At 63.3% G+C, this 18229-nt stretch carries 18 protein-coding genes; 12 read left to right on the top strand and 6 right to left on the bottom strand.

Features of this window, described 5'->3' with window-relative positions; translation table 11 throughout:
* Positions 1–4 precede the first annotated feature (4 nt).
* Positions 5–1225, top strand: a complete 1221-nt coding sequence (gene lpxB / locus GLX_RS03385) for a lipid-A-disaccharide synthase (RefSeq protein ID WP_193360656.1) — start codon at positions 5–7, stop codon at positions 1223–1225.
* Here the strand turns inward: lpxB and GLX_RS03380 are convergent.
* The 3 genes from GLX_RS03380 to ygfZ are packed head-to-tail and all read right to left on the bottom strand — an operon-like array spanning position 1200 to position 2745.
* A complete protein-coding gene (locus tag GLX_RS03380; RefSeq protein WP_041247142.1) occupies positions 1200–1457 on the bottom strand; it encodes a hypothetical protein in 258 nt (85 codons plus the stop codon). The two genes, lpxB and GLX_RS03380, sit on opposite strands and share 26 nt — an antisense overlap.
* Positions 1444–1860: a phosphoribosyl-AMP cyclohydrolase gene (hisI, locus tag GLX_RS03375; protein ID WP_014104629.1), complete on the bottom strand. Its 417-nt coding sequence runs from the start codon at positions 1858–1860 to the stop codon at positions 1444–1446. The genes GLX_RS03380 and hisI overlap by 14 nt, the downstream gene beginning before the upstream one ends.
* A gap of 57 nt (positions 1861–1917) precedes the next feature.
* Positions 1918–2745 carry a CAF17-like 4Fe-4S cluster assembly/insertion protein YgfZ gene (gene ygfZ, locus GLX_RS03370; protein ID WP_014104628.1) on the bottom strand — a complete coding sequence of 276 codons (828 nt, stop codon included), beginning with the start codon at positions 2743–2745 and terminating at the stop codon, positions 1918–1920.
* Positions 2746–2829: 84 nt separating this feature from the next.
* Here ygfZ and GLX_RS03365 point away from each other — a divergent pair, with 84 nt between their 5' ends.
* The 5 genes from GLX_RS03365 to GLX_RS03345 all read left to right on the top strand — a co-directional run bounded on the left by GLX_RS03365 (position 2830) and on the right by GLX_RS03345 (position 8186).
* Positions 2830–3744: a glycosyltransferase family 9 protein gene (locus tag GLX_RS03365; protein WP_014104627.1), complete on the top strand. Its 915-nt coding sequence runs from the start codon at positions 2830–2832 to the stop codon at positions 3742–3744.
* Positions 3745–3954: 210 nt separating this feature from the next.
* On the top strand, positions 3955–4653 hold the full coding sequence (locus GLX_RS03360) for a hypothetical protein (protein WP_041247141.1): 699 nt from the start codon (positions 3955–3957) through the stop codon (positions 4651–4653).
* A gap of 40 nt (positions 4654–4693) precedes the next feature.
* Complete coding sequence (locus GLX_RS03355; RefSeq protein ID WP_041247140.1) at positions 4694–6067, top strand: outer membrane protein assembly factor BamB family protein; 1374 nt, start codon at positions 4694–4696, stop codon at positions 6065–6067.
* 16 nt (positions 6068–6083) lie between these two features.
* On the top strand, positions 6084–7514 hold the full coding sequence (der, locus tag GLX_RS03350; RefSeq protein ID WP_014104624.1) for a ribosome biogenesis GTPase Der: 1431 nt from the start codon (positions 6084–6086) through the stop codon (positions 7512–7514).
* A gap of 78 nt (positions 7515–7592) precedes the next feature.
* The gene (locus tag GLX_RS03345; RefSeq protein WP_148268535.1) at positions 7593–8186 is read left to right on the top strand and encodes a nicotinamidase; all 594 of its coding nucleotides are present in this window, start codon (positions 7593–7595) and stop codon (positions 8184–8186) included.
* 101 nt (positions 8187–8287) lie between these two features.
* Here the strand turns inward: GLX_RS03345 and GLX_RS03340 are convergent, their stop codons facing one another.
* Positions 8288–9631 carry a GntT/GntP/DsdX family permease gene (locus GLX_RS03340; protein ID WP_041247598.1) on the bottom strand — a complete coding sequence of 448 codons (1344 nt, stop codon included), beginning with the start codon at positions 9629–9631 and terminating at the stop codon, positions 8288–8290.
* 205 nt (positions 9632–9836) lie between these two features.
* Between GLX_RS03340 and GLX_RS03335 the strand changes: the two genes are divergently transcribed.
* Complete coding sequence (locus GLX_RS03335; protein ID WP_014104621.1) at positions 9837–10586, top strand: dienelactone hydrolase family protein; 750 nt, start codon at positions 9837–9839, stop codon at positions 10584–10586.
* Here GLX_RS03335 and ubiA read toward each other — a convergent pair.
* Complete coding sequence (gene ubiA / locus GLX_RS03330) at positions 10576–11493, bottom strand: 4-hydroxybenzoate octaprenyltransferase (protein ID WP_014104620.1); 918 nt, start codon at positions 11491–11493, stop codon at positions 10576–10578. The two genes, GLX_RS03335 and ubiA, sit on opposite strands and share 11 nt — an antisense overlap.
* A gap of 160 nt (positions 11494–11653) precedes the next feature.
* Here ubiA and GLX_RS03325 point away from each other — a divergent pair, with 160 nt between their 5' ends.
* The 4 genes from GLX_RS03325 to GLX_RS03310 all read left to right on the top strand — a co-directional run bounded on the left by GLX_RS03325 (position 11654) and on the right by GLX_RS03310 (position 15739).
* Positions 11654–12394, top strand: a complete 741-nt coding sequence (locus GLX_RS03325) for a 16S rRNA (uracil(1498)-N(3))-methyltransferase (RefSeq protein WP_014104619.1) — start codon at positions 11654–11656, stop codon at positions 12392–12394.
* A gap of 87 nt (positions 12395–12481) precedes the next feature.
* Positions 12482–13894, top strand: a complete 1413-nt coding sequence (locus GLX_RS03320) for a glutamate--cysteine ligase (RefSeq protein WP_014104618.1) — start codon at positions 12482–12484, stop codon at positions 13892–13894.
* A gap of 171 nt (positions 13895–14065) precedes the next feature.
* Positions 14066–15022 (top strand): iron exporter MbfA, encoded by a 957-nt coding sequence (gene mbfA / locus GLX_RS03315; protein WP_014104617.1) that lies wholly within the window; start codon positions 14066–14068, stop codon positions 15020–15022.
* A 75-nt stretch (positions 15023–15097) separates the two neighbouring features.
* Positions 15098–15739, top strand: coding sequence for a LolA family protein (locus GLX_RS03310; protein ID WP_014104616.1), 642 nt, complete (start codon positions 15098–15100; stop codon positions 15737–15739).
* A 158-nt stretch (positions 15740–15897) separates the two neighbouring features.
* Here the strand turns inward: GLX_RS03310 and rsmI are convergent, their stop codons facing one another.
* Positions 15898–16890, bottom strand: coding sequence for a 16S rRNA (cytidine(1402)-2'-O)-methyltransferase (gene rsmI, locus GLX_RS03305; RefSeq protein WP_014104615.1), 993 nt, complete (start codon positions 16888–16890; stop codon positions 15898–15900).
* Here rsmI and GLX_RS03300 point away from each other — a divergent pair.
* Complete coding sequence (locus tag GLX_RS03300; RefSeq protein ID WP_148268533.1) at positions 16875–18209, top strand: penicillin-binding protein activator; 1335 nt, start codon at positions 16875–16877, stop codon at positions 18207–18209. The genes rsmI and GLX_RS03300 overlap by 16 nt on opposite strands.
* Positions 18210–18229: the final 20 nt, after the last annotated feature.

The raw sequence follows: 18229 nt of genomic DNA, 5'->3' as shown, positions 1-18229 counted from the left end.
AGGCATGATCGAACCTTCCTCCAGTCCTCCGCCTGCCGTAACCGGCATGTCCTGCGCTGCCCCGACCATATGGATCATGGCCGGTGAGGCCAGTGGCGATGTTCTGGGTGCGCGCCTTATGGCAGCCCTGCGTGTACGCAGTCCGGGCGTGCGGTTTGTCGGGATCGGGGGGGAGCGCATGCAGGGGCAGGGGTTGCGCTCGCTGTTTCCGCTGCGTGACCTTGCTGTCATGGGACTGATGGAAGTACTGCCCCGCCTGCGCCATCTCTCGCGCCGACTGGACCAGGCAGTTACCGATATTACGGCATGCAGGCCCGATATGGTCATTACCATCGACAGTCCGGGCTTTACCCTGCGCCTGCTGCGGCGGATTGCACCGCTTTCCATTCCGCGCCTGCATTATGTGGCCCCGCAGGTCTGGGCATGGCGTGAGCACCGGGTACGTGAATTTCCCGGCCTGTGGGAACGGATGCTGTGCCTATTGCCCTTCGAGCCGGAATTCTTTGCCCGCCACGGGCTGGAGGCGCGCTTTGTCGGCCACCCTGTGCTCCAGTCCGGTGCGGATACGGGGTCGGGCGCGGCCTTCCGCGCACGGCACGGCATTGGGCCGGGTGCGCCGGTGCTGGTGCTCATGCCCGGTAGCCGCCGGTCCGAAGCGCCGCGCCTGCTGCCGGTCTTTGGTCAGATGCTGGCCATCGTAAAACAGGGTATGCCAGATATTGTACCGGTCGTGCCCGTTGCCCCTGTCATTGCCGATATCGTACGCGCAGGTGTCGCGAAATGGCCGGTCCAGCCCATTATCGTGACGGATGTGCATGACAAGCACGATGCCTTTGCCGCGGCCGATGCGGCGCTGACCAAATCGGGCACGTCTACGCTGGAACTGGCCATGGCGGGGGTGCCTATGGCGGTGACCTACCGGGTCAACCCACTGACGGCGGCCATGGCGCGGCGTCTGATCCGGGTGCCGTACGTGGCCATGGTCAACCTGCTGTGCGGGCACAGGCTGGTGCCCGAACTGCTGCAGGAACGCTGCACGCCCGCCCTGCTGGCCACCACTGTGGTGCGCCTTCTACGCGATCCTGCCAGCCGTGCCCTGCAACGCACGGGTTTTGAACATATCCGCACGCTGCTGCGCGGACCGGGGGTAGACCCGGCCAGCGCGGCAGCGGACGAGATCATGGACCTGCTGGCCGCAACTACTGTGCGGACCCGTTCGGCGTAGCCCTTACTGCGGGGGAGACCGGGGTGCTCTGGTCATCGCCCGGTATGGCGGGGGCGGATGCGCCAGGCGGCAGGGGTTCGTTTTCCGATATCAGGGCATGCAGTTCCGTGCGCAGCATGAAGATGCCCATGATCACCGTGCCCAAAACGGTAATCCCGATCCAGACCAGCTTGCCGATCTGTTCGTCACGCTCTTCCTTGCTACCGGGGGCCGGTTTGTCAGGCTGTGCCATAAAGATCCTCCGCCGAAACTTCGGGTTGTGTGATTTCCACGATCCCTTCGGGCCGCAGGGCGTTATAGAAACAGCTGCGCCGACCCGTGTGGCAGGCAACGCCCTTCTGGTTCACCAGCAGCAGCACGGAATCGCGGTCACAGTCCAGTCGGGCATCGACCAGCGTCTGAACCTGGCCTGATGTCTCGCCCTTGCGCCACAGAGCATGGCGGCTGCGCGAGTAGTAACAGACACGGCCCGTGTGCAGGGTCTCGTCCAGCGCTTCGCGGTTCATCCAAGCCAGCATCAGCACCTCGCCGGTGTCGTACTGCTGGGCGATGGCGGTAATCAGGCCGTCGGCGTTGAAGCGGATCCTGTCCAGCATGGTGGCGCGGACGGACGGGTCTGGGGGCGTATAGGGCATCTGTCTTGTTTCTCTGTCTTGTGCAAACCGGGCCGAGTGTAAGAAAACGGTCGTCAATCAAGCCTTGTCGGGCAGGGCGAACCAGTGCGGTACCTTTACATGCAGCGCGTGACCCCCTGCCGCCAAAGTCTTATCATGGATGTACTCGTTGCGAATCATGGCCATGCCAATGCTGTCGCGTGAGGAGCGCATTTCCCCCACAACCGTCTCGTCCACCATGACGGGCGTACCCGGTGGCGGCAGTTCCCGGTCGGCTGCCACGGGCAGCAGGTGGCGGCGCACCAGCCCGCGATAGCGGGTGCGCGCGGTCAGCTCCTGCCCCATGTAGCAGCCCTTGGTCCATGATATGCCATTAAGCTGGTCGAAATTGGCTTCCAGTAGCAGGGTCTTGCCACTTTCACAGTCGCGTACGCCATCGGGCAGGCCCAGCGCCAGGCGGTGACGGTCATAATCCACGTCATCCACCGTTGCTTCGGGGGCACGGTGGCCCAGCAGCATGCGCCACCCCGCCTGCGGCAGGCGGGGGTCGGGGGCTGTGGGGTAGCCTGCGGGCGGGATGAACTCATCGCCCCATGCGGCGTGCACGGCGTAGCCCGTCTCGCCAATCTCGACCTGTGCGCGCAGGCGGTAGCGTGACAGGTGCTGGCGCAGCATGTCGGCCTGGGTGCGGTCACAGTCCACCAGCAGGCGCACGCCCTCCGGGTCGGCAAAGACAAAGAAATCGGCCAGCCACTTGCCCTGTGCGGACAGGAAGGCCGTCCATACGGCATGGCCGGGGGCAACGGTGGTCATGTCATTCGACACCAGCCCCTGCAGGAAGGAGACACGGTCCGCCCCCGAAATACCGAGTACGGCGCGATCAGGAAGATGAGCAATTCTGGCCATACCCGCAATCTGGCCATGCTGGTGCCCGCAGGCAAGGGTAAAGAGAGGTTGGCACACAGGCAAAATCTGACTAGCACCGCGTGCATGCACATCCTGTTCATCACATCCACCCGGCTGGGGGATGCCATCCTTTCCACCGGGCTGCTCGATACCCTGCTGCGCCGTTACCCGCAGGCTGATTTTACCATTGCCTGCGGACCGGTGGCTGCGGGGTTGTTCGCGCATATGCCACGCCGCGTGCGCACCATCGAGATGGTCAAGCGCCCGTATGACAGGCACTGGGTGGATCTGTGGCGGCAGTGTCGGGGCACGCGATGGGATATGTGTGTGGACCTGCGTGGCTCGGTCGTCAGTTTTTTCCTGCGTGTGGGCAGGCGGTATGTCATGCGTGGCGGGCGCAGGGAAGGGCGGCGCATTACCCATATCGGCAACCTGCTGGGGCTTGATCCGGCTCCCATGCCGGTGGTGTGGACCAATGCGGAAGAACGTGCCCGCGCCGTCAGTATGTTACCCGGCGGGCCGCACTGGGTCGCCCTTGGCCCGACCGCCAACTGGGATGGCAAGATCTGGCCGGCGGAGCGTTTTGCAGCCGTATTCAACGCCCTGCGTGAGGCGGACCCGGCCATGCGCCCTGTCATCCTGTACGGTCCGGGGGAGGGTGAACGCGTGCGGGCGCAGCGCGTGCTCGCACAACTGCCCGATGCGCTGGATACGGGGGGGCGCCTGAGTGTGACGCAGGTGGCGGCCCTGCTGGGGCGGTGTACGCTGTTCATTGGCAATGATTCCGGGCTGATGCATCTTGCCGCCGCCACGGGTATCCCGACCGTAGGGCTGTTTGGGCGCAGCAAGGCATCGGAATATGCTCCCGCCGGTCCATGGGCGCGCGTGGTCATGGCGCCCGGCCCGGTCGGTAATGCTCCGATGGAGGGGTTGAGTGTGGTCAATGTCATAACCACCGCGCGCAGCCTGCTGGCGGACCGGGACAGGTGGAAACACTGAAACCGCCGAACTTTTTGCATTTCCGTACCGCTTGCGGCTGGCGGCGGGAAACGGGCCGGTCTATGTGATCGGGCTGTATCTGGAACATAAAGGTATGGCCATCCGCATATGGCGGTTTGCCGTGCCGCTCGGGGCCGGATATGCTGGGGCCGACAATCACGACGCGCGGAGTATAAAGCACCGTGCAAGCGAGCAGGGAACGACACGAACGTGGCTGACGACATCTTCACGGAAGTCGATGAGGAAATCCGTGCCGAACGCATAAGGGCACTGGCGCGGCGCTATCTTGTTGTCGCCGGTGTCGTGGTGGCGGGTATCTGTATCGGGGCCGGGGGGTGGCAGTATTCCGTCTCCCGTGCGCATAAGGCGGATGCGGCGGTCTCGGCGGCGTATTTCACCGCCATGGCCGACGCCGCGCGCGCACCGGATGCGGCGGATAGCGGTGTTGCACCGCTGACCACAAGGCAGAAGGCCGGTCTTGCCGAACTGCAGGCGCTCGATACAAAGGCGCGCCCGCCGTTGCGCATCCTCGCACGGATGGAGCGCGCGGCCCTGCTGGCAGGTAGTGGCGATGTGCCTGCGGCCCTTGCCCTGTGGGAAGGCGTGGCGCAGGAAAAGACGGTGGACCCGATCATTGCCGCCCTGGCCAGCCTGCTGTGGGTCCAGCACCAGATTGACAGCGGGAATCCTGCTACCCTGCGCTCGCGGCTTGCGGTGCTTGATGGCGCGGGCCAGCCGTGGCGCGGACAGGCGATTGAAGCTGAGGCTCTGCTTGACCTGCGCACCGGCAACACCGCCGATGCCCGCGCCCGCTTTACCCGTCTGGCCATGGACATGACCGTGAATGATGGCGTGCGCAACCGCGCCGAAGCCATGCTCCAGACCATGGGGGGCGACGCAGGTGGCTAGCCCGACCCCCGCTACCCCCATGCCCGCAGACAGGAAAACCATGAAACCAGCCCTGAGCCGCCGCCATGCGCTCCTTGGCGCGGGGGCGGCGCTGCTGCCGGCCCTGGTTGCCTGTTCATCCGGCCCGAAGAAGAAACCGCTGCTGATCGGCCACCGTTCTGACGTTCTGCATACCACTGCGGGTCTTACGGTGGATTCGGACGAGACACAGGCCGTAACCCTGCCTGCCCCTACGGCTGTAAGCGCATGGCCGCAATCGGGCATCACGCCCGACCATAGGGCGGTGGACATTGCCTGGCGCGGCACCATGAACCATATGTGGACGCATGATATCGGCGCCGGTAATTCCGAGCCCGAACTCCTGTTCTACGTCGCACTGGGTGATAGTGGCCGGGGCGTGATCCAGGCCACGCCCGTGGTGCAGAACGGGCGCATTTTCGTGGCCGATGCACAGGGCGTGATCCGGGGCTACCGCTGGCCTACCATGCACAAGCTTTGGGAATATAATCCCAAGCCGCGCAAGATGAAGTCCAGTAACCTTGGCGGTGGCATCAGCGTGGACGGGGATACGCTTTATGTGGTGGATGGGGTTGGTCAGGCACTGGCGCTCGATACCGCCACCGGCAAGCTGAAATGGCGCGTCAATATCCAGACCCCCGGCCGCTCGGCGCCAACCATTGCCAATGGCCGCCTGTTCTTTGGCACCATTGATGAGCATTTCTACTGCCTTGATGCCGAAAACGGCAACCTGCTGTGGACCTATGCCGCGACCAATGCTGATACCGTAATCTATGGCCAGCCCGCTCCGGCCGTGGCCGATGGTGTGGTGCTGGCGGGCTTTGGCTCGGGTGATCTGGTCGCCCTGCGCGCTGAAGGCGGCGAGGTGGTGTGGGCCGACACGCTGGGCAGTACTAACGGCCAGCAGGCGCTGATCGACTTTTCCTGTGTGCATGGCATGCCGGTCATTGCCGATGGCACGGCCTATGCCATTAGCACGGGTTCGGTACTGGTTGCGATTGACATGCGCTCGGGCCGCAGGTTGTGGGAGCGCGGGATTTCGGGCCAGAATACGCCGCTGGTGATCGGGGACTGGATTTTCCTGCTGTCCATGGATGAGCAACTGGCTTGTCTTGACCGGCTTTCGGGTCATGTGCGCTGGATCACGCAGTTGCGCCAGTACGAGAATTCCGACAAGCAGAAGCGGGGTGTCGTGTGGAACGGACCCATCCTGGCAGGTGGCAAGCTGGTATGTATTTCCAGCTTCAAGGATAACGGCGTGGTCATTGTCGATCCTGCACAGGGGCATATCGAATCCCTGCATACCCTGCCATCGGAAGTGACGACAGCGCCGATCGTGGTCGATAATACGCTGTTGCTCATGGATAATAATGGCTATCTTCTGGCCTATAGTTAAAAAGAAAGTTGCCGCAGTGAGTTCATCTTTTCCATCCGCGCCAGTGGATGCGCTGCCGGTTGTCGTGATCGCAGGCAGGCCGAATGTCGGCAAGTCGACCATTTTCAACCGGCTTGTCGGGCGCAGGCAGGCGCTGGTGGCCGATACGCCCGGCGTGACCCGTGACCGCAAGGAAGGCCAGGCCACGGTGCGTGGCCGCAATATCCGCATAATCGATACGGCGGGGCTGGAAGAAGCAGCCCCCGATACGCTGTACGGGCGGATGCGTGCATCCTCCGAATCGGCGGTGGCGGATGCGGACCTTGTGCTGTTCTGCATTGATGCGCGCAGCGGAATCACGCCCGCCGACCAGCATTTCGCCAACTGGCTACGCAGGCAGGGCCGCCCGGTCCTGCTGATCGCCAATAAGGCGGAAGGGCGGCAGGGAGCCGCGGCTGCGATGGAGGCGTTCTCGCTGGGGCTTGGCGCGCCGCTTGCCATCTCGGCCGAGCATGGGGAAGGCATTGCGGACCTGATGGCCGAGATCGTGGACCGTCTGCCACCCACCGACGCGCCACCAGTACAGAAGAATACCCGCCGCCTGCGCCGTGAGCAGGCCGAATCGGCGGACGGTGAGGTGGAAGATGTCCGGCCTCCCGGCCCACTGCGTCTGGCCATTGTGGGACGGCCCAATGCAGGCAAGTCCACGCTGCTCAACCGCCTGCTGGGCGAGGAGCGGATGATTACCGGCCCCGAGCCGGGCCTTACGCGCGATTCCATTGCCGTCATGCTTAGCGATGACGAAGGCCCGATCCAGCTTGTCGATACGGCCGGTCTGCGCCGGAAGGCCCGCATTGACGAGACGCTGGAGAAGATGTCCGTCTCCGCCTCGATCGAGGCGCTGAAAATGGCGGAGGTCGTTATTCTGGTGCTGGACGCGACACTGGGCGTGCATGAGCAGGACCTGCAGATCGCCCGTCTGATCGAGCGTGAGGGCCGATGCTGCGTGCTGGCGCTGAACAAATGGGATGCGGTGGAGGACCGGGCCGAGACACGGCAGGCCATCAAGGACCGTATCGAGATGTCGCTTGCCCAGATGCGTGGCATTCCGGTTGTGGCGTTCTCGGCCATGACCGGGGCGGGCATCAACAAGTTGCTGCCCACCGTGCGGCGCGCGTATGAGGTCTGGAACCGCCGCGTTGCCACCGGTGCGCTCAACCGCTGGTTCGAGATGATGATCGAGCGGCATCCGCCACCGCTGGTCGATGGCCGCAGGCTCAAGCTACGCTACATCACACAGGCCAAGTCCCGGCCGCCCACCTTCATCGTGTTTGGCACGCGTACCGACCAGTTGCCCGAGGACTATCAGCGTTACCTGGTCAACGGTCTGCGTGAGACGTTCGATCTGCCGGGTACGCCGATCCGCCTGCTGCTGCGTGCCTCCAGCAACCCGTACGCAAAAAGCTGAGGGCAACCGGCCAATGCGCCCTGCTGCCCACAGTGCTACCAGCAGCAAGGCGGCATGGCTGATGCACGGACAGGGCGCATGAATCCTGTCACCTGCACCGATGCCCTGCTGGTCATTGACATGCAGGTTGATTTCCTGCCCGGCGGTGCACTGGCCGTGGCGGGGGCGGATGGACTGGTCCCGCTTATTAACCGGTTGAGCCATCTGCCCTTTGGTGTGGTGGTGGCCAGTCAGGACTGGCACCCGGCTGATCATGTCTCCTTTGAAACGTGTGGTGGCCCGTGGCCGGTCCACTGCGTGGCTGGCACCCGAGGCGCGGCACTTGCGCCCGGCCTTGATCAGGCCGCGATGGGCGTGCTGCTGCGCAAGGGTCTGGACCCCGATACTGACAGCTATTCCGCCTTTGCCGACAATGCCCACCAACACCGTACCGGGCTGGAAGGATTGCTGCGGGAGCGGGGGATTAGCCGCGTTTTTGTGGCAGGTGTGGCGCTGGATTACTGCGTAGCCCATACCGCGCGGGATGCGCGGCAGGCAGGGTTCGGGACCGTGGTGCTACACGATGCCTGCCGTGCCGTGGCGCAGGATACCCAAGCCGTTCTGGCGGCCCTGGATGCGCAGGGTATTAACCATGCCGCCAGCGTGGAACTGCTGGTGCAGCACACCACCTGAAAAAACAGGAAAGCAGTTTTTGGTGAAGCTTTTTTCGAAAAGATTCAAAGAATGCCCTCTTTTTGAAAAAAGGCGGCACTCAAAAACTTCTATTCCTTTATCTACCCGACAAATAGCGACAGCAGCAGCGAGAAGCCCAGCCCCAGCACTGCAATCAGCGTTTCAATCACCGACCATGTCTTGATTGTCTGACCGACGGACAGGCCAAGATATTCCTTGATCTGCCAGAAGCCCGCATCATTAAGTGGCCCCAGCGCTACTGAACCGGCCCCCGTCACGATCACCATCAGTTCGGGCGATGCCCCATGCGTGCGTAACAGGATCGGCCCCACAATGCCCGCGGCCGTACTCATGGCCACCGTGGCCGATCCGGTGGCCACGCGCACCACTACCGCCAGTAGCCATGCCAGTACCAGCAGCGGCACATGCGCGCTCACGGCCAGGTCGGTAATGGCGGAAGACACGCCACTATCCACCAGTTCTTGCCCAAAGCCGCCACCAGCGCCCACCAACAGCATGATCAGCGCGGTGGGGGCCAGGCAGTCATTGGTGAATTTGAGGATCGTCTCCCGGCTGAACCCCCGTGCCGTGCCAAAAACCTGGAATGACAGCACGGTAGCCAGCGCCAGCGCGATATCGGTATTGCCAATGAAGTGCAGCGTGCTGTTGAGCGGCGTATGCGCGGCCGCCACCACATCCGCCATGGAGCCTACCAGCATCAGCACGACGGGAGAGAGGATGGTCAGCACCGTAATGGTAAAGCCGGGCATGCTTTCGGGCTGGGCGTGGCCAATAAACTGCGCTTCCAGCGCCGAAGGCTGTACTGTCCCGATCCGCCCCGCGATGAAGCGCGCGTAAACCGGTCCGGCCAGCGCCGCCACCGGCGTGCCGATTACGACACCCCACAGGATCGTACGCCCGATATCGGCATGATAAGCCGAGAGGGCGAGCAGGGTGGCCGGATGCGGCGGGATCATGGCGTGTGTCACCGACAGCGCGGCCCCCATGGGTAGCGCCAGCAGCAGGAGCGGTGTGTTGGTCCGCCGCGCCAGCGTAAACGCCAGAGGAATCAGCAGCACGAACCCGACTTCAAAGAAGACCGGCAGCCCCACCAGCAGCCCGATCACCATCATGGCCCAACTGATGCGCTTTTTGCCCGCAAGGGATGTGATGGTCAGTGCAATCCGGTCGGCCCCGCCCGATTCTGCCAGCATCTTGCCCAGCATGGTGCCCAGTGCGATGACGGTGGCGACATGCCCCAGCACCCGGCCCGCACCCGCTTCAAACGAGGTAATGGCCTTCTGCGGTGGCATGCCGGCCCCCAGCGCAAGCGCCAGCGACACCATGAACAGCACGATGAATGGGTTGATTCGGAAACGGGCAATCAGCACCACAACGGATACGATAGCCAGTGAGGCAAGGGAGAGGGCGAACAGGGATGACATCACGGTTTCTGTAATAAATTCATAACCCATACAGGCCGCCGACAAGGGGAGATGTCAACGCACGAAGCTCTTTTTTGCGTAATATCCGAACAAAAAAACGACATTTATAGTTACGATATTACAAAAAAACCTATCTCATCCGCCCTCGCTGGGCCATGCTCTATGCTGTTATCATGGCTTTTTTTACGCATGCAGGAGCCGCTTCGTGATCATCCACACGCATGAAACCGCCGATATTCCCACACCATCAGGCATGATGCGGGTGCATGTTTTCCGCCCGGCGGTGGCGGGGTGCTTTCCCGGTCTCGTACTTTTTTCCGAGATCTACCAGGTCACTGCCCCCATCCGCCGGCTTGCGGCCATGATGGCTGGGCAGGGCCATGTGGTATGCGTGCCGGAAGTCTATCATGAATATGAACCAGCGGGCACCGTGCTGGCCTATGACAGGCCCGGCACGGACCGGGGTAATTTCCTGAAATTCGAAAAGCCGCTGCAGGGTTACGATGGTGATGCCCGTGCGGTGCTGGACTGGCTGGAGGCAAGTCCCTACTGCACCGGCGCTCTGGCCACGATGGGGGTATGCCTGGGCGGGCACCTGGCTTTCCGCGCCGCACTGGACCCGCGGGTCAGGGCTACGGTGTGTTTCTATGCCACCGACATCCATTCCCATACGCTGGGGCACGGGAAAAAGGATGATACGCTGACCCGTGTGGGCGAATTGCGGGGAGAGGCGCTGATGGTCTGGGGGCGGCAGGACCCACATGTGCCTTTTGCCGGGCGGCAGATGATCCGTGAGGCGCTGGAGGTAGCGCAGTGCACTTACGAATGGCATGAATTCAATGCCCAGCACGCCTTCTTGCGTGATGAGGGACATCGGTTCGATGCTGCCCTGTTTTTGCAGTGCATGGATATGGCCCGCAATTTCCTGGGCCGGGTGCTGCACGTCAGCGCGTAAGGGTGCCCGCTAGTACGGTGAGCGCTATGGCCAGTCCTGTTTCGCGATTGAAGCGGAACAGGCGCAGACAGGTGGCTGGATCGTGCTCGTCAAGCTGGCGCACCTGCAGGCCCAGCAGCGCGGCGGGCAAGGGCAGCAGATACCAGAACCCGGCACCTGCATGTGCAAGATAGGCCGCAAACCCCAGCCCGGTCAGGGTCAGTATGTAGCACGTCCCCACGAACAGCCGCGCATGTCCCGACATGAGGCGTGAGGTCGAGCGCACGCCAATGCGGGCATCATCTTCCATGTCCTGGAAGCCGTAGATCGTATCGAATCCCAGTTGCCAGACAATGGTGGCGCCGTACAGTGCGCAAAGCGCCGCATCGACACGGTCGGCCGCCGCCGCATAACCCAGCGGGGCGCCAAAGCCGAAGGTGAACCCCATGACCAGTTGCGGCCACCACGTGACCCGCTTGGCCAGCGGGTACAGCCCCACCAGTATCAGTGAGGATGCTCCCAGTATCTGCGACAGGGAGTTGAGGCTCATCAGGATGTTGAACCCGATCAGCAGCAGCGCGGCCAGGAACAGCGCCGCCTCCCGCATGGACAGCGCACCCGAGGCCAGCGGGCGACCTGCCGTGCGCGTCACCTGGCGGTCGATATCGCGGTCCCACATGTCATTGACCACGCAGCCCGCCGCCCGCATCACCACGCTGCCGATACCGAATAGCACGACCAGGAAAATGCGCTGGCGTACCAGCACATGGTCGGGCAGCAGTATGCCCCACACACCGGGCAGGAACAGAAGCCACGTACCAATGGGCCGATCCAGCCGCGCCAGCAGCGCATAGGGCCGCAGGCGGACGGGCAGGCGGCCGATCCAGCCATCGGCCCGGATGTCCGTATGGGGTACAGGCTGGTCCATGCCGCAACTCCTTGGCGTGAATGAACAGCGACCGCCGGGCCGCCTTTGCCGGTGACGGCACGCCCCGTGGCTGCTAATGGCGAACAGATGGGCCGGAAGGTCCCGCCGGGTCAAGACCGGCCATGACCATAGCATGACAAGCAAGAGGGTACCGCCAGGCATGAAGGACTGCCCGCGACTGTTCATTTCCCCCGATACCATCCCCCCCATGGTGGCAGGCGGCATGCTCGAACTGGGACCGGCGCAGGCCCACTACCTGGGCACGGTGCTGCGCCAGCAGGTTGGGGGAGCGGTGGCCGTGTTCAATGCGCGTGATGGGCAATGGCATGGTGTGATCGACCACCTGCGCCGTGACCGCTGCCATGTCCGGCTGGTAGAACAGAATCGTGCGCCCGCGGCCACAGCGGGGCTGTGCCTGCTGTTTGCGCCCCTCAAGCGCGATGCGACGGAGGCGGTCATCCGCATGGGCACCGAACTGGGGGTAACGCGTTTCCGCCCCGTGGTGACCGAGCGTACGAATACCCACCGCTTGAATGCCGCACGCCTGGAAAGCATTGCCTGTGAGGCCGCCGAGCAGTGCGAGCGGCTGGACGTTCCCGAAATCGACCCGCTGGTGCCGCTGGTTGACCTGTTGGCGCAATGGCCCGAAGGGATCAGCCTGTTCGCCGCCCTTGAGCGCAGCCCACCTGGCCCCGTAGTTGTCCCCGCACAAGTGGGGGACAGCGTGCTGATCGGGCCGGAAGGCGGCTTTAGCGTGCGTGAGCACGACAGGCTGCGGGGGTGCGCGTTCGTGCGGCCGCTCTCGCTGGGCTCACTTGTGCTGCGGGCAGATACGGCTGCGGTGGCGGCGCTGGCTCTTGTCGGGGCTGGCCTCAAGGCCGTATGTGATACAGGTTCGTAAATTAGGTCTGTCCTTTTCCGGCATGCGCGCTCCGCCTGTCGCCAGTAGCAATCCGAATCTGACTGTCACGAGGAAATTGCCCCCGCCATGTCGAATCCCGGCGCGCATAATTCAAACGTCATCGAATCATTTGACCAGATGGTCGGCCTGCTGGCCGCGGGTGCCCGCCCGCGCGCGCAATGGCGGATCGGCACAGAACATGAAAAATTCGGCTTCGTAAAACCCGATGCCGCAGGCTCCGGGCACAAGCCATGGTCATCCCCCCCCTACGCCCCGCGCGGGATCGAGGCGCTGCTGCGCGACCTGGCGGTGGAGCAGGGCGGCACGCAGTGGCAAGAGATTATCGACCGCGGTGCGCTGATCGGGCTGAAGGGCCAGGCAGGGGCGAAAGGCAGTTCCATATCGCTTGAGCCGGGGGGGCAGTTTGAACTCTCTGGCGCGCCGCTGGTCAGCCTGCACCAGACGGAAGCTGAAATGGCGCGCCATTTCAGCGCCATCCGTCCCGCCTGTGCCGAACTGGGGTTGGGCTTTGCCCCGCTGGGTTTCCACCCCACCGCAACCCGCGCCGATATTCCATGGATGCCCAAGAGCCGCTACGCCATCATGCGCAACTATATGCCCAAGGTGGGCGCGCTGGGGCTGGACATGATGCTGCGTACCTGCACCGTGCAGGTGAACCTCGATTTCGGGTCGGAGACAGACATGGCGCGCAAGATGCGCGTCTCCCTGGCATTGCAGCCTGTAGCGACGGCGCTGTTCGCGTCCTCTCCGTTCTATGAGGGAAAGCCCAACGGCTACCTGTCCAACCGCGCGCGCGTGTGGACCGATACTGACAATGCGCGCGCGGGCATGCCGCTGCTGTTCATGCGCGATGGCTTCAGCTTTGCGCGTTATGTGGACTGGCTGCTTGATGTGCCGATGTATTTCATCATGCATGATGGCGAGATGGTGGACGTGGCGGGCTGCTCTTTCCGTGCATGGCTGGATGGGGCAGACCTGCCCGGCCTGCCAGGCGTGCGCCCGACCATGGGGGATTTCGAGGACCACCTGACTACGGCTTTCCCTGACGTACGCCTCAAGCAGTTCCTTGAAATGCGCGGTGCCGATGCGGGTTCGCCCGCCATGATGCTGGCCCAGTCGGCATTGTGGACCGGCCTCCTGTATGATGACGCAACGCTCCATGCCGCCGAGACACTGGTGTGCGAACATGCGTGGGAAGACTATGTCGCCCTGCGTGCCGACGTGCCCCGGGCTGGACTGGATGCGCCCTGGGCGGGCGGCAGTCTGCGCCCGCTTGCCGCGCGCATGATCGAACTGGCGACCGACGGCCTGCGCGCCCGTGGCCTGACCGATGCGCAGGGGCGTGATGAGACCCGCTATCTGGCTCCGTTGCATGAAATTGCCGCAGGCGGCCCGACCCAGGCTGAAGCGTGGCTTGCCGCCTATCATGGGCGCTGGCAGGGCGATGTAACCCGTATCTTTACCGAAGCAGCAGTCTGAGGCGCGGGGCAGGGGCGTCATGATCCCTTCTCCCGATGCGGATGTTTTTTAAGAAATGTAATCGAGAAGCATAATCATTTCCGACTGATTACTTCTCGAATACAATTAAGAATTATTTGTAGTTATACAATACTCTTGAGGTCCAGAAAGAATTTATGCATAGACTGGGTAATGCGTAAATTCTCTTCCCTGTCCGATCAGGAAATACTCGCGCTCGCCATCTCCAATGAGGAGGAGGACGGTCGCATCTATTCCGATTTCGCTTATGCACTGCGTGAAAATTACCCTGATACATCAAAGATATTCACGGATATGTCGGTGGAGGAAGACGGTCATCGCCGTGACCTGATCGACCTGTATGCCCAGCGTTTTGGCCCCCATATCCCGCTTATCCGCCGGCAGGACATTGCCGATTTCATTGTGCGCAAGCCGGCATGGCAGGTGCAGACACAGGGAATCGAAGCCGTGCGCCAGCACGCCCGGCATATGGAGATGGATGCCGCCCGCTTCTACCGCCAGGCCGCCCTGCGCACGACTGATGCCGCCACCCGCAAACTTCTGGGTGACCTGGCTCATGCCGAGGACCAGCACGAGCAGGCGGCCAATGCGATACAGGATAACCGCCTGCCCGCCAGCAAGCGTGAAGGCGAGGACGAGGACGCCCGCCGTCGCTTCGTACTGCAGGTGATCCAGCCCGGTCTGGTGGGGCTTATGGATGGGTCGGTCTCCACGCTGGCGCCGGTGTTTGCGGCAGCGTTTGCCACCCACCTGCCGTGGAATGCCTTTCTGGTCGGCATGGCGGCCTCGGTCGGAGCCGGAATTTCCATGGGATTTGCCGAGGCACTGTCTGATGATGGCAAGCTGTCGGGCCGTGGGGCGCCGCTGCTGCGCGGAGTGATCTGCGGACTCATGACCACGGCGGGTGGGATCGGGCATACGCTGCCGTTCCTGATCAGCGATTTTACCGCCGCCATGGTGGCGGCGATGGTGGTGGTGGTGATCGAACTGTTCGTGATTTCGTGGATACGCTGGCGCTATCAGGACACGCCATTCGGTTCGGCTGTGGTGCAGATCGTGCTGGGTGGGCTGCTGGTGTTTGCAGCGGGGGTGCTGATTGGCAGTTCGTAAGCCGTCTGCCTTGATATTGGCGGCATGATGGGGCACCAGTGGGGCCGGTACTGTTAGCAGGAAACGCCCCGTATCATGAGATTTCGCCCCATGTTTGCCATCTGTGGCCTGTCCTGCCTGCTGGCTGGTGGTGCGCTGCCGCCCGTGGCCTGTGCGCAGGAGCAGATGGCCGTTGGCGCCTCCGACCACGATCATGCGCTGCTGGAACAGGTGGAACGCCACCTTGATGCGATCAGCCAGCTCAAGGCCCGCTTCCGCCAGACCGCGCCAGATGGCAAGGAGAGCACCGGAACCGCCTGGATCGACCGGACGAATCGGCGCATGCGTTTCCAGTATGATCCGCCCAGTCCGCTTCTGCTGGTGGCCAACCATGATCAGGTCGTATTCAACGACAGCCAGCTTGACCAGACCACCACCATGCCCATGGACAAGACGCCCCTTGGCCTGCTGCTGCGCCCGCGCCTGCAGCTTTCAGGCGACGTGACGGTGACTGGGCTGTTGCATGATGGCCACATGCTCAATGTCACACTCGTGCGCACTGACAGCCCAGGTGATGGCAGCATGACGCTGCTCTTCCATGACAGCCCGCTGCGGCTACGTGGCTGGATCATTCAGGATGCCCAGCAGGAAACCACCCGCGTTGACCTGCTCGACATCACCACCAGCGGCGGTGTGCCACCGGATTCGCTGTTCAGTACCGACCTGCCTGAACATTAAGGAGGCTGTAGCAGGCAGCCTGCTCCTAAAACGTCCTGTGCACATCAGCAGGACGTTTCCGGGGGCGTTTTTTTCAGGAAGGTGATGGTCCCTGAAGCTTTTTGGGAAAAAGCTTCACCAAAAAACTTTTCTTCTTTTTATCAAGGGGCGTGGGCCAGTCAGGATGCCCCGCGCGCCAGTTCCAGCGCGCGGGCATAGACGGTACGGCGCGGCAGGCTGGTAATGCCCGCTACCAGTGCTGCTGCATCCTTGACCGACAGGGTGCGCAGTGCGGCCCGGAGTTGGCTGTCCAGGTCGTCGGTCGTGCTGTCACTGGCCAGCGGCGGGCCGACCACAACGGTAATCTCGCCGCGTGCCGCGTGTTCGCCGTAATGGGCGGCAAGGTCGGCCAGTGTGCCCCGGCGCACTTCCTCAAAGCGTTTGGTTAGTTCGCGTGCCACAGCCGCCGGGCGGGCTGGGCCCAGCACATCGGCCAGCGTTGCCAGCATTTCCGCCAGTCGGTGCGGGGCTTCGTGCCAGATCAGGGTCGCGGCAAGCCCCGCGCATTCTGCTGCGTGCAGTTGCGCCAGCACCTCCCTGCGTGCGGCCTCACGCGGGGGCAGGAATCCTGAAAACATGAATGGGTGCGGTGGCAGGCCGGAAAGTGTCAGCGCCATGATGGCAGCGTTTGGCCCCGGCACGGCGCTGACCCGTACTCCTTCGGCCACGACCGCGCGCACCAGGCGGTAACCGGGGTCCGACATGAGTGGCGTGCCCGCATCCGATATCACGGCAATGCGCTGTCCCGCCCCAAGGGCATGGAGCAGGGCAGGGATCTGGCGGTCCTCGTTATGATCATGCAGCGGGCGGGTTCTGGTATGAATGCCGTATTCGCGCAGCAGGCGCGCGCTGGTGCGCGTGTCCTCGCACAGGATCAGGTCGCTGGCCTGCAGGGTCTCGATCGCGCGGCGGCTTATGTCACCCAGATTGCCAATGGGTGTTGCGACAAGGACAAGCTCGCCATCATGATGCATGACCGAAACAGTATCTGGCGCGTTCGCATCATGACGGAGGGAAGATTCTCCGCTATGAACCGGATCATGGGAAGTAGCCGCCGGATGTTCCGTGGCATGTTGAGATTTTGAAGGCGAGGAAGATGAGGCGTCAGACATTCGGAACCCAGATGCAAGGACAGGATGCTGATTCTGCCTCTCCGCGCGCCGCATGCAAGCGCTTATTGCTGGCCGGGCTGGCCGTATCGGCCCTGACCGCCTGCGCCAGCGGTGGCGGCTCCCACCACGCACCGCGTGCCGGGCGCAACGTGGGCGTGTTGCTGCCACTGAGCGGAAGCAATGCGCGCCTGGGCCAGGAAATGCTAACCGCCACCCGCATGGCCATGGATACCCCGACTGCCCCCACGCTGGACGTGCATGACACGGCTGCCCCCGGCAGCAGTGCAGGAGCCGCCGCACAGGCCGCCATTGCGGCAGGGGACGGTCTGATCCTTGGCCCGCTCACCGCAGACGAGACCATCCAGACCGCGAAGGTGAGCGTGCCCGCCAGCATCCCGGTACTGGCCTTTACCAGCGATATTTCAGTTGTCCAGCCCGGCGTATGGGCACTGGGCATAGCGCCCGAACAGCAGGTGCGGCGCATGGTCCTGGCGGCACATCAACAGGGGCGGCAGCATTTCGCGGCCTTCCTGCCCAATAACCGTCTGGGTCAGGCGCTAGGTCAGGCATTGCAGCGGGTCTGTGATGAAAACGGCATCCAGTCCCCCCGGATCATGTTCCACGACAGCACGCAGGATGCCATTACGGCCAACCTGAAAACCCTGTCAGCCTATGACAGCCGTGCCGCCGCTGCGCCCCCCCAGCCCGCTCCTGACGCCCCGGCCCAGACCGATGCCACCGCCGCCATTGATCCCGCCAATCCTGATGGGGCGCCGCCCCCATCGCCACCCGTGGCACAGGATGCGCCTGTGGCCGCCCTGCCACCGCCGCCCTTCGATGCGTTGCTGCTGGGGGATACGGGGCTGCAACTGGGGCAGGTTATCAACGCCCTGGCGCTGGCGCATGTTGACAGCACGCAGGTGCAGATCATGGGGCCCGGCCTGTGGGCGGCATTTGCCAGCAAGTTGGGCGCGTTGCAGGGAGCCTGGTATGCAGCCCCAGATCCGGCCAGCAGGCAGGCCTTCGTGCAGCAGTTCATGGCGCGCTACCACCACATGCCAACCCCGCTGGCAGACCTGACCTATGATTCGGCCGCACTGGTCAAGGCATTGGACCAGAGCCGTCCGGCCGGTAGCCCCAATGGTTATTCCGTACAGGCCCTGACCCGGCCAGATGGCTTTGGCGGGGTGGATGGTGCGTTCGGTTTTCTGGAAAATGGCCGCACAAGGCGTGATCTGGCCATATTCCAGATTGTGCCGAATGGCGGTGGCAGGATGGTCATTCCCCCCGCAGGCAGGCTGCGCCGCAGTGCCAACTAGGGGTGAAGACCCGGTCTGCG

Origin of the sequence: Komagataeibacter medellinensis NBRC 3288, from assembly GCF_000182745.2 — a bacterium.
Taxonomy (GTDB): domain Bacteria; phylum Pseudomonadota; class Alphaproteobacteria; order Acetobacterales; family Acetobacteraceae; genus Komagataeibacter; species Komagataeibacter medellinensis.
The sequence above is the reverse complement of the archived record's forward strand: the minus strand, read 5'-3'. Positions and strand labels throughout refer to the sequence as shown.

Coding starts and splice junctions, on each gene's coding strand:
- GLX_RS03340 (WP_041247598.1), bottom strand. CDS start 9,631: ATGTCATCCCTGTTCGCCCTCTCCCTTGCCTCACTGGCTATCGTATCC.
- GLX_RS03320 (WP_014104618.1), top strand. CDS start 12,482: ATGTCGAATCCCGGCGCGCATAATTCAAACGTCATCGAATCATTTGAC.
- lpxB (WP_193360656.1), top strand. CDS start 5: ATGATCGAACCTTCCTCCAGTCCTCCGCCTGCCGTAACCGGCATGTCC.
- GLX_RS03380 (WP_041247142.1), bottom strand. CDS start 1,457: ATGGCACAGCCTGACAAACCGGCCCCCGGTAGCAAGGAAGAGCGTGAC.
- GLX_RS03345 (WP_148268535.1), top strand. CDS start 7,593: ATGAATCCTGTCACCTGCACCGATGCCCTGCTGGTCATTGACATGCAG.
- ubiA (WP_014104620.1), bottom strand. CDS start 11,493: ATGGACCAGCCTGTACCCCATACGGACATCCGGGCCGATGGCTGGATC.
- GLX_RS03310 (WP_014104616.1), top strand. CDS start 15,098: ATGAGATTTCGCCCCATGTTTGCCATCTGTGGCCTGTCCTGCCTGCTG.
- hisI (WP_014104629.1), bottom strand. CDS start 1,860: ATGCCCTATACGCCCCCAGACCCGTCCGTCCGCGCCACCATGCTGGAC.
- ygfZ (WP_014104628.1), bottom strand. CDS start 2,745: ATGGCCAGAATTGCTCATCTTCCTGATCGCGCCGTACTCGGTATTTCG.
- GLX_RS03325 (WP_014104619.1), top strand. CDS start 11,654: ATGAAGGACTGCCCGCGACTGTTCATTTCCCCCGATACCATCCCCCCC.
- GLX_RS03300 (WP_148268533.1), top strand. CDS start 16,875: ATGAGGCGTCAGACATTCGGAACCCAGATGCAAGGACAGGATGCTGAT.
- GLX_RS03355 (WP_041247140.1), top strand. CDS start 4,694: ATGAAACCAGCCCTGAGCCGCCGCCATGCGCTCCTTGGCGCGGGGGCG.
- rsmI (WP_014104615.1), bottom strand. CDS start 16,890: ATGTCTGACGCCTCATCTTCCTCGCCTTCAAAATCTCAACATGCCACG.
- mbfA (WP_014104617.1), top strand. CDS start 14,066: ATGCGTAAATTCTCTTCCCTGTCCGATCAGGAAATACTCGCGCTCGCC.
- GLX_RS03365 (WP_014104627.1), top strand. CDS start 2,830: ATGCACATCCTGTTCATCACATCCACCCGGCTGGGGGATGCCATCCTT.